The sequence below is a fragment of the Streptomyces sp. CB01201 genome, assembly GCF_002803085.1.
Lineage (GTDB): Bacteria > Actinomycetota > Actinomycetes > Streptomycetales > Streptomycetaceae > Streptomyces > Streptomyces hundungensis.
Map to the genome: position 1 here is coordinate 139,059 of NZ_NNBJ01000004.1, position 8,736 is coordinate 147,794.

The window sequence follows — 8,736 nt, forward strand, 5'->3', positions numbered from 1 at the left end:
CGGCCACCTTACGACCGTGTTTCGCCGGGTGCCTCGCCATTTGGTGCGGTCGGGTCCCGGGGGTGCGGGCGCCGGCTTCCATCGCAATGCGCCGGCCCGGGGCCGCCGGGGTAATGCGGGTCGCCGGGCGCGGCCTGGCTTGGAATGGGGGTGCGGGCGGTAGGGGGTGAGATCTTGCCCACCCCGGTCAGCGCGGCCGCCCCCGCCGCCCAGCCGGCCGCCGCCCCCCACACCGCGCCGAACACCGCTCCGGCCGCCGCGTAGAGCAGCCAGCCGACGGGCCCGGCCGCCACCAGGCGGGCCGTGACCAGGCCCCGCCACGCTCCTGCGGCCGCCGCGCCCGCGATCAGTGCGGTCCAGCCCGCGAGGAAGCGGCGCGGGCGGCCCGCGTCCGGGCGCCGCCGCAGCTGCCGCCGCATCCGCAGCACGGCCACCGCCACCAGGACCGCCACCGCGAAGTCCTCGCACAGGAGCTGGGTCACGCCGGTGCCCCCCAGCGGTACCGCACGCAGCGACGGCAGCGCGAACGGCACCCCGAGCGCACTCGGGACCAGGGCCGGGCCCGTGCGCGCGGTGAACGCGGTCAGGACCGGGGTGAGCCCCAGGAGCAGCGTGAGCAGCAGACAGACCCCGGCGACGGCGGCCACCGCCGGCTCGATCCGGGGCCGCCGAGGACCACGACGCGTGGACGGCTGCGCGGACGGATGGGGTGACGGACGGGTGGATGCCCGCACGGGCAGGCGTACGGGCAGGCGTACGGATAGGCGTGCAGGGAGACGCATGGCCGGACCCTAGGGCACTGCGCGAGCGATGAGAAGATGCTGAACAATTCTCAACTCCGGCTGTGAGCAGGGGTGTTGAACGAAAGGCAAAGCCCTTAGAGTCCGCCCATGCGGCTGCGGACGGGCGGATGGGCGGGCAGACGGGCGAGGGGATGGACGGCATGGGGTGCGGCGGTGGCGGTGGCAGCGGCCCTCCTCCTCGTGGTCGGCCCCGCCGACGCGGGACCCGCGCACACGGCCACCGGCCACCGCTGGATCACCGACGATCAGGGCCGCGCCCTCGTCCTGACCGGACTCAACACCGCATCCAGCGCCAAGTCCCGCCCGGACGGCCTGCCTTGGATCAAGGAGGCCGACGTACAGCGCGAATCGGACGCGCTCGGCTCCGACTTCGTCCGCTTCCTCATCCAGTGGCGGAACGTCGAGCCGGAGCCGGGCACCTACGACGACGGCTACCTCGACCGGGTCGCCGAGCGCGTGCGCTGGTACGGGGCGCGCGGCTACCACGTCATGCTCGACCTGCACCAGGACGTCTACGGCCCCGCGGTCAAGGGCAACGGCGCCCCCGCGTGGGCGACCGAGTCCGACGGCCTGCCGGTCGCCGAGCGGGGCCAGTGGGAACTCAAGTACATCGAGCCGGGGACGGTACGGGCCTTCGACCACTTCTGGGGGACGCGCCCGGGCGGCCGTGATCTGCGGGCGCACTACGCCGCCGCCTGGGCGCACATCGCCGCGCGGTTCGCCGACGATCCGGCCGTGCTCGGCTACGACCTGATGAACGAGCCCTTCGGCGGCAGCGTCCAGGGCCCCGCCTTCGAGGCCGGTCCGTTGGCCGCTCTCTACCGGCGGACCATCGCCGCGATCCGCGACGTCGACCGGGACTCCTGGATCTTCGTCGAGCCCGAGGCGGTCAGCGCCAACTGGGGCCTGCCGAGCGGCCTTCCCCACCTCAAGGACCCGCGCGGCGACGGCGAGAACGCGCGCATCGCGTACGCGCCCCACCTCTACCCCCTCCCCATGGACCTCGGCGGCGGCTACACCGGGGACACGAAGAAGTGGGTCGACCGCACGCTCGCCTCCTGGCGCGCACAGACCGAGAAGACCGCCCGGCGCCTCGGCGCGCCCGTCCTGATCGGCGAGTACGGCCTGGACGCCACGCTGCCCGGCGCGCTGGACTACGTGGCGAAGGTGCGCGCACTGGCCGAGGGGATGGGCGCGGGTACCGCGTACTGGTCCAACGACCCCGGATCCTGGGCCCCTTGGGACCAGAGCCTGAAACCCACGCCCCTCCTCCCCGTGCTCGACCGCCCGGCGCCGAAGGCGATCGCGGGCGACCCGGTCGCCTACGCCTGGGACGAGCCGAGCCGCACGCTCTCGGTGACCTGGCGCCCGAAGGCGGCGGTGCGCGGCGTCACGGAGGTGTATCTGCCCGCCCGCTTCTTCCCGCACGGGGCGGTGGTCGCGGGCGACGGAGAGGCGGCGGCCTGGGACGCCAAGTCACGCACCCTGCACGTCACTTCGGGGAAGGGCGGCAGGAACGAGGTCGCGGTACGGATCCGTCCACGGGCCTGAACGGGCCGGGGGCGGATTGAGCCACCCGGGGCGCGGGGGAGTTGTGCGGGGCGCGCTGGGCTTCCTAGCCTCCGGGATGCGTCCGAAGGCGTACGTACGTCCATCGCACCGCACGCATCAGGAGGCAGAGGCCATGGTCACGACCGACCGGTCCCGTGGACGGCTGCGCTGGCGGGGGCTGCTGGCCGCCGCACAGCGGGAGTACGACGCCCCGACTCCCCACTACGACAAGGTCATCGAGCTGCTCGACCAGGTGGTCGGTGCCGCCGCGCCGAGCGCCGCGCTGCGCAGCGCGAAGGCGTTGCAGGCCCTCGCGCTGACCCAGCTCGCCTACACGGCCGAGTACGGCCCGCTGCGCACGGTCTATCTGACGGCGGCCCGCGAACTGGCGGGGGGCCAGGTCAGCGCGTGCCGGGCGTCCGCCGCACCGAGCGGCCCGCCAGCACGTCGGTCCGCCGGCCGTCCTCGATGACGAACTTGCCGTCGATCAGGACGTACGGAATGCCGACGGGCAGCGTGCGCGGGGACTCGAAGGTGGAGCCCGCGGCGACGGTGTCCGGGTCGAACAGGACGAGGTCGGCGCGGTAGCCCTCGCGGACCAGGCCCCGGTCGGGAAGGCGAAGTCGGGCGGCCGGGCGCGAGGTGAGGTGGGCGACGGTCTCCTCCAGCGACATGATGCCCAACTCCCGTGCGTAGCGCCCGAGATACTGCGGGAACGTGCCGTAGGCGCGCGGGTGCGGTTTGTATCCCTGGAGGATGCCGTCGCTGCCGCCGGTGTGCACCGGGTGGCGCATGATGGCCCGCACGTTCTCCTCGTGCCCGACGTGCTGGAGGATGGTCGACCCGAGCCGGTCGTTGACGAGCAGCCGCCGCGCCGTGGTCCAGGGCGCCTCGCCGCGCTGGGCCGCCGCCTCGGCGACCGTCTTGCCGACGCAGCCGGCGAGCCCCGGGTCGCTCACGCCCGAGATCTCGATGGTGTCCCACTCGATGGGCACGCCGTGACAGCCGTCCGCGCCGACGACCTCCATGTGGTGCCGGATGCGCTCGGCGGTGTCGTCGTCGCGGAGCCGCGTGAGAATGGCCTCGGGGCCGCCCTCGCTCGCCCAACTGGGCAGCATCGCCACGAGGGTTGTGCACCCGGGGGTGTACGGATACGTGTCGAGGGAGATGTCGGCCCCGGCGGCCAGGGCGTCGTCGAGCAGACCGAGCAGCTCGGGCGCGCGGCCCTTGTTCACACCGAAGTTCATGGTGGCGTGGGCGAGGTGGAGCGCACACCCGGCGTCCTGGGTGAGCCGGACCATCTCCTCGTACGCGCCGAGCGCACCGGCGCCGTAGGAGCGGTGGTGGGGGCAGTAGTAGCCGTCGTAGCGGGCCACGACCCGGCACAGCTCGGTGAGCTCGGAGTCGGTGGCGTACATGCCCGGCGTGTAGGTGAGCCCGGAGGACATCCCGACGGCGCCCTCCTCCATGCTCTGCGCCACCAACTCCCGCATCCGGTCCAGCTGTTGCGGGGTGGCGGGCCGGTCGTCCCACCCGACCGCGTACATCCGCACGGTGCCCTGCGGGATCAGATAGGCGGCGTTCACGGCGATGCCGCGGTCGAGGCGGTCGAGGTACTCGCCGACCGACCGCCAGTCGAAGTCGATGTCGCTGCCGTCGCCGTTCCATCCGGTGATGGCGCGTCTGACCTCACCGAGCGTGCGGTCGTCGACGGGCGCGTAGGAGAGCCCGTCCTGCCCGAGCACCTCCAGGGTGACACCCTGGGCGGCCTTCGCGCTGTGGTCCGGGTCGCGGAGCAGGGCGAGGTCGGAGTGGGCGTGCATGTCGATGAACCCGGGGGAGAGGGCGAGGCCGTGGGCATCGAGGGTGCGGCGCGCTGTGAGCGGGGGCTCGCCGGGGTGCCGGATCTTCTCGATCCGGCCGTTGCTCAGGCCGACGTCCGCGGGGTGGGAGGGGGCGCCGCTGCCGTCGATGACGCGGACGTCCCGGATGACCAGGTCCATGCTGCCTCTTCTTTGTCGGTGCTGGTTGCGGCCGCGCCGGGCGGGGTGCGGCCGTGGTACAGCCGGGGCTCCGCCCCGAACCCCGGGGTGCGGCCCGCGGAGCCCGTTCGCGCAGTTCCCCGCGCCCCTGGAACCCGCCCTCGACTGCGGACCGTGCGTGGCCGGTCGCGCAGTTCCCCGCGCCCCTACACCCGTTTCGGTCTGCGGACCGTGGTCGCTTCTCGCGCAGTTCCCCGCGCCCCTTGGCGATACCGGTGCTGGGGCATCCTCAGCCCGTCCGGCGTTTGAGGACGAGCGCCGTTCAGGCGCGAACGGGGGTCTGGGGGCGGAGCCCCCAGGGGCCGGAACCAAACCCCCGGCAACGGGATGGGGGTCCCCCCTGCTCATTAAGAGCTTGGGGGAGGGTGGGCAAAAGTGCCCGGGGTCTGGGGCGGAGCCCCAGGGGGCCGCGGCCGGGCCGGGTCAGAAGTAGGTGCGGAGGTAATCCGCGACCAAACCGTCCGCACCCACCACCGGCACAAGCCCCCACTTGTCGAACGCCGTGCACGGATGCGAGAGCCCCATCCCCACCCAGTCCCCGACGGCCAGCGAAACCCCCGGCCCCGTGCGCAGCCACCCGTGCTGATCGGAGAGCCCGGTAACCGAAATGCCGGCGGCATCCCGTACCTCCCCGGTGCGAGCGTCCCGCACCACCTGCGCCTCGGGCAGATCGAGGTCGTACGCCGCGTCCCGCTTCCCCGCGTTCACGAACGCCTGCTCGGGGGAGGGGCGCGAGACGACCTGGGCCCAGAGCCGGAAGGCCGGCTGCAAGGCACCCTCCGAGGGCACCCGGTTGAAGGGGGTCAGCTTCCGGTAGTGCCCGTCGTCGTGCGAGACGTACGCTCCGGAACGCAGCAACTTCAGTACGGGCAGCGACAGTTCGGGCACGGACGCGAACACGTCCGCGACCGCGTCGAACCACGCGGAGCCCCCCGCGCTGAGCACGATCTCGGAGACCCCGGCCCCGGAGAACCGCCCCGCCTCGTCGAAGTCCGCGGCCAGCGAGACGAGCCGGTCGAGGTAGGCGCGGACCCGCTCGGGGTCGGCCGAGGGCACCTCGCCCTCGTACCCGGCGACCCCCACGAGCCGCAGCGTGGACGTGGCCGCCACCGCGTCGGCGACCTCCGCGCACTCCGCCTCCGTACGCACCCCCGTGCGCGCACCGTCGCCCGCCGCGAGTTCGACGACGACGTCGACCCGCCGGGCCGAGCCGCGCAGGGCCTGGTCCATCAGCTCGACCCCGCGCACGGAGTCGACGTAACAGATGAAGCGGAACGCCTCGTCGCGCGCCAGCTCTCCGGCGATCCAGCGCAGCGCCACCGCGTCGACGAGTTCGTTCGCGAGGAAGATCCGCTCGATCCCGAACGCCCTTGCCACGCGCACCTGGTGGGGCACCGCGAGGGTGATGCCCCACGCGCCGCGCTCGATCTGGCGGGCGAAGAGCTGCGGGGCCATCGAGGTCTTGCCGTGCGGCGCGAAGGCGAGGCCGTGGCGTTCCGCGTATGTCTCCAGAAGGGCGAGGTTGTGCTCGACGGCCTCCGCCGACAGGGTCAGGACCGGCGTGGTGAAGCCGCCGGTGAACAGGTCGCGGCGCTCGGCGGCGAGCTCGGCCACGGTGAGCCCCTCGGCGTCCGGCGGCAGGCCCTTGAAGCGGTGGTCGACGCGTTCGGCGCCCAGCGCCGCAAGCCTGTCTTCGCGATCGGTGGCTGCCACGGAAACCTCACCCTCCTCGGGGACGGCGTTGCAACATCTGCAACACCCATTGCGCATATCGCTTAATGCTGTCTAACATCCGGGCCAACGCCGGGTCAATGACCGGCCCCGGCCGCCCAGCAGCGAGGAGCCAGCAGTGACCACCGGATCCCCAGCCGTCACGGACGACGCCGACACCCCCGTCGACGTCGTCTGCCTCGGCGAGTCCATGGTCACCTTCCTGCCCGCCCGGCCGGGCCGCCTCGCCGACGTCCCGGCCTTCGAGCGGACGATCGGCGGCGCCGAGTCCAACGTGGCCTGTGCGCTCGCCGCCGCCGGACACGGCACCCGCTGGGTCAGCCGGGTCGGCGCGGACGGCTTCGGCGACCACCTGGTCGAGGCGATCGGCTCGTACGGCGTCGATGTGCGTGCCGTGGGCCGCGACCCGGAGCGGCCAACCGGCATCTACTTCCGCACCGCCGACGACCGGGCGGCCGACGGCCACGAGGTGCTCTACTACCGCGCGGGCTCGGCGGCCTCCGCGATGTCGCCGGCGACCGTGGCGTACCGCGACCTGTGGACGGGCCGGATCCTGCACCTGTCCGGGATCACCGCGGCCCTGTCCGACGACTGCCTGGCCCTGATGCGCGACCTCGTCGTACGCCGGCCCGGCCGCCCCCTCGTCTCCTTCGATGTGAACTACCGCCCGGGCCTGTGGCGGGACGCGGCCGGGCCGCGGGTCCTGCTCGACCTCGCCCGCGGCGCGGACATCGTGTTCGTCGGCGAGGACGAGGCGGAGGCCGCGTGGGGCCTGCGCGGTGCGGCGGCGGTACGGGCCGCCCTGCCCGAGCCGGGGGTGCTCGTGGTCAAGCAGGGCGCGGCCGGGGCGACCGTGTTCGCCCGCGAGGATGCCCCCGCCTCCGGCGAGGCCGGCTGCTTCGCGCCCTCCCCCCGCGTCGACGTGGTCGCCCCCGTCGGCGCGGGCGACGCGTTCGCCGCGGGCTTCCTCTCCGCCACCCTGCGCGGCCTCGGCGTACGCGACCGCATCCGGCACGGGCACCTGATGGCCGCCGCCGTGCTCACCGTCCCCGGCGACCTCACCCAGCCCCCGGCGCGCACCCACGCCGACCGGCTCGTGGCCCTGGACGACGCCGCCTGGGGGAGACTTCGTCTCGGCCCCGGGTGGACGGGGGACGACCAGGAGGTACGTACGTCATGAGCCAGACCGTCGACCGGGCGCTGAGCATCCTGCCGCTGCTCGCGCAGGGGCCCGCCGACCTCGGGCAGGTCGCCGACCGGCTGGGGGTGCACAAGTCCACCGCGCTGCGGCTGCTTCGCACCCTGCACGAGCACGGCCTGGTCTACCGCCAGGAGGACCAGCGCTACCGGCTCGGCGCCCGCCTCTTCGCGCTCGCGCAGGAGGCCGTCGAGAACCTGGACGTGCGCGAGATCGCCCACCCGCACCTGGTCGCGCTCAACGAGCGGATCGGGCACACCGTCCACCTCGCCGTGCACGAGGAGGGCGAGGTCCTCTACATCGACAAGGTCGAGAGCCGCTACCCGGTGCGGATGTACTCCCGCATCGGCAAGCCCGTCGCCATCACGGTGGCCGCCGTGGCCAAGCTGCTGCTCGCCGACCTGCCGGAGGCCGAGCGCCGCGCCGTCGCGGAGAAGCTCGACTACCCCACCTACACGTCCCGTTCGACACCCAACGCCGCCGCCTTCCTCAAGGAACTGGCGACGGTGCGCGAACAGGGCTGGGCCACCGACCTCGGTGGCCACGAGGAGTCCATCAACTGCATCGGGGCCCCCATCCACGGTGCGGACGGCCGGGTCGTCGCCGCCATGTCGGTGTCGGCGCCGAACGTCGTCGTCACGGCCGAGGAACTCCTCACCCTGCTTCCCCAGGTGCGCCGCACCGCGGAAGCGATCAGCCGCGAATACTCCGGCACCGCACCCAACACCCCATCCGCACAAGGAAGTTCCGATGACCGATAAGACCGCCATCACCCCGGCCACGCACACCACCCCGCCCGCCAAGTTCTCGCACGGCGTGCGCAAGGGCAACATCCTCCAGGTCGCCGGCCAGGTCGGCTTCCTGCCGGCCGTCGAGGGCCAGGCGCCGACGCCGGCGGGCCCCACCCTGCGCGAGCAGACCCTCCAGACCTTCGCCAACGTCAAGGCGATCCTGGAGGAGGGCGGCGCGAGCTGGGACGACGTGATGATGATGCGCGTCTACCTCACGGACGTGGACCACTTCGCGGAGATGAACGAGATCTACAACGCGTACTTCGAGGAGCAGGGCCTCAAGGCCCCCGCCGCCGCCCGTACCACCGTGTACGTCGGCCTCCCCGCGGGCCTGCTCATCGAGATCGACGCCCTCGCGGTGCTGGACGCCTAGTTCCTTGCCGCCCTTAGTCCAACCGCTCGACCCGCCGCACGGTGCGGCGCCCCGGACCGCCGGGGCGCCGTGCCGCGGTCCCCCCTGCCCTGGAACCCCCCTGCTTGACAACGGAGTTGGCACATGTTGTTCCACGCTGTCGCGGCCGCCGCCCCACCACCCCCCGTGCACACCGGCGGCATCCTCCCGCTCATCGGCGGCACCGCCGGTCTGCTGACCGTCGCCGTCCTGGGCATAGCCCTGCTGC

8 protein-coding genes are annotated in these 8,736 nt (G+C 73.3%); 5 read left to right on the forward strand and 3 right to left on the reverse strand.

Annotated elements, in window-relative coordinates; all coding sequences use genetic code 11:
* Positions 1 to 8: 8 nt before the first annotated feature.
* Positions 9 to 782 carry a hypothetical protein gene (locus tag CG740_RS39605; protein WP_159030269.1) on the reverse strand — a complete coding sequence of 258 codons (774 nt, stop codon included), beginning with the start codon at positions 780 to 782 and terminating at the stop codon, positions 9 to 11.
* A 108-nt stretch (positions 783 to 890) separates the two neighbouring features.
* Here CG740_RS39605 and CG740_RS10820 point away from each other — a divergent pair, with 108 nt between their 5' ends.
* Together CG740_RS10820 and CG740_RS10825 are read left to right on the forward strand one after the other, a co-directional pair.
* Positions 891 to 2,354 (forward strand): cellulase family glycosylhydrolase, encoded by a 1,464-nt coding sequence (locus CG740_RS10820; RefSeq protein ID WP_100574832.1) that lies wholly within the window; start codon positions 891 to 893, stop codon positions 2,352 to 2,354.
* Positions 2,355 to 2,487: 133 nt separating this feature from the next.
* Complete coding sequence (locus CG740_RS10825) at positions 2,488 to 2,826, forward strand: alkyl sulfatase dimerization domain-containing protein (protein ID WP_159030270.1); 339 nt, start codon at positions 2,488 to 2,490, stop codon at positions 2,824 to 2,826.
* Here the strand turns inward: CG740_RS10825 and CG740_RS10830 are convergent.
* Both CG740_RS10830 and CG740_RS10835 read right to left on the reverse strand, forming a co-directional pair.
* Complete coding sequence (locus CG740_RS10830) at positions 2,756 to 4,357, reverse strand: N-acyl-D-amino-acid deacylase family protein (RefSeq protein ID WP_100574834.1); 1,602 nt, start codon at positions 4,355 to 4,357, stop codon at positions 2,756 to 2,758. The genes CG740_RS10825 and CG740_RS10830 overlap by 71 nt on opposite strands.
* A gap of 462 nt (positions 4,358 to 4,819) precedes the next feature.
* Entirely contained in the window at positions 4,820 to 6,109 is a 1,290-nt protein-coding gene (locus tag CG740_RS10835) for an amino acid deaminase (RefSeq protein ID WP_376212319.1), read from the reverse strand.
* A gap of 208 nt (positions 6,110 to 6,317) precedes the next feature.
* Here CG740_RS10835 and CG740_RS10840 point away from each other — a divergent pair, with 208 nt between their 5' ends.
* Genes CG740_RS10840 through CG740_RS10850 form a run of 3 tightly spaced genes read left to right on the forward strand, consistent with a single transcriptional unit; the run spans position 6,318 to position 8,489 of the window.
* Complete coding sequence (locus CG740_RS10840; protein WP_234376206.1) at positions 6,318 to 7,307, forward strand: sugar kinase; 990 nt, start codon at positions 6,318 to 6,320, stop codon at positions 7,305 to 7,307.
* Complete coding sequence (locus CG740_RS10845) at positions 7,304 to 8,086, forward strand: IclR family transcriptional regulator (RefSeq protein ID WP_100574837.1); 783 nt, start codon at positions 7,304 to 7,306, stop codon at positions 8,084 to 8,086. The genes CG740_RS10840 and CG740_RS10845 overlap by 4 nt, the downstream gene beginning before the upstream one ends.
* A complete protein-coding gene (locus CG740_RS10850) occupies positions 8,076 to 8,489 on the forward strand; it encodes a RidA family protein (RefSeq protein ID WP_100574838.1) in 414 nt (137 codons plus the stop codon). Before CG740_RS10845 ends, CG740_RS10850 begins: the two co-directional genes overlap by 11 nt.
* Positions 8,490 to 8,736: the final 247 nt, after the last annotated feature.

Bases quoted from the DNA above. Each gene is read 5' to 3' on its own strand.
- CG740_RS10830 (WP_100574834.1), bottom strand. From the start codon at position 4,357: ATGGACCTGGTCATCCGGGACGTCCGCGTCATCGACGGCAGCGGCGCC.
- CG740_RS10820 (WP_100574832.1), top strand. From the start codon at position 891: ATGCGGCTGCGGACGGGCGGATGGGCGGGCAGACGGGCGAGGGGATGG.
- CG740_RS10840 (WP_234376206.1), top strand. From the start codon at position 6,318: ATGGTCACCTTCCTGCCCGCCCGGCCGGGCCGCCTCGCCGACGTCCCG.
- CG740_RS10825 (WP_159030270.1), top strand. From the start codon at position 2,488: ATGGTCACGACCGACCGGTCCCGTGGACGGCTGCGCTGGCGGGGGCTG.
- CG740_RS39605 (WP_159030269.1), bottom strand. From the start codon at position 782: ATGCGTCTCCCTGCACGCCTATCCGTACGCCTGCCCGTACGCCTGCCC.
- CG740_RS10845 (WP_100574837.1), top strand. From the start codon at position 7,304: ATGAGCCAGACCGTCGACCGGGCGCTGAGCATCCTGCCGCTGCTCGCG.
- CG740_RS10850 (WP_100574838.1), top strand. From the start codon at position 8,076: ATGACCGATAAGACCGCCATCACCCCGGCCACGCACACCACCCCGCCC.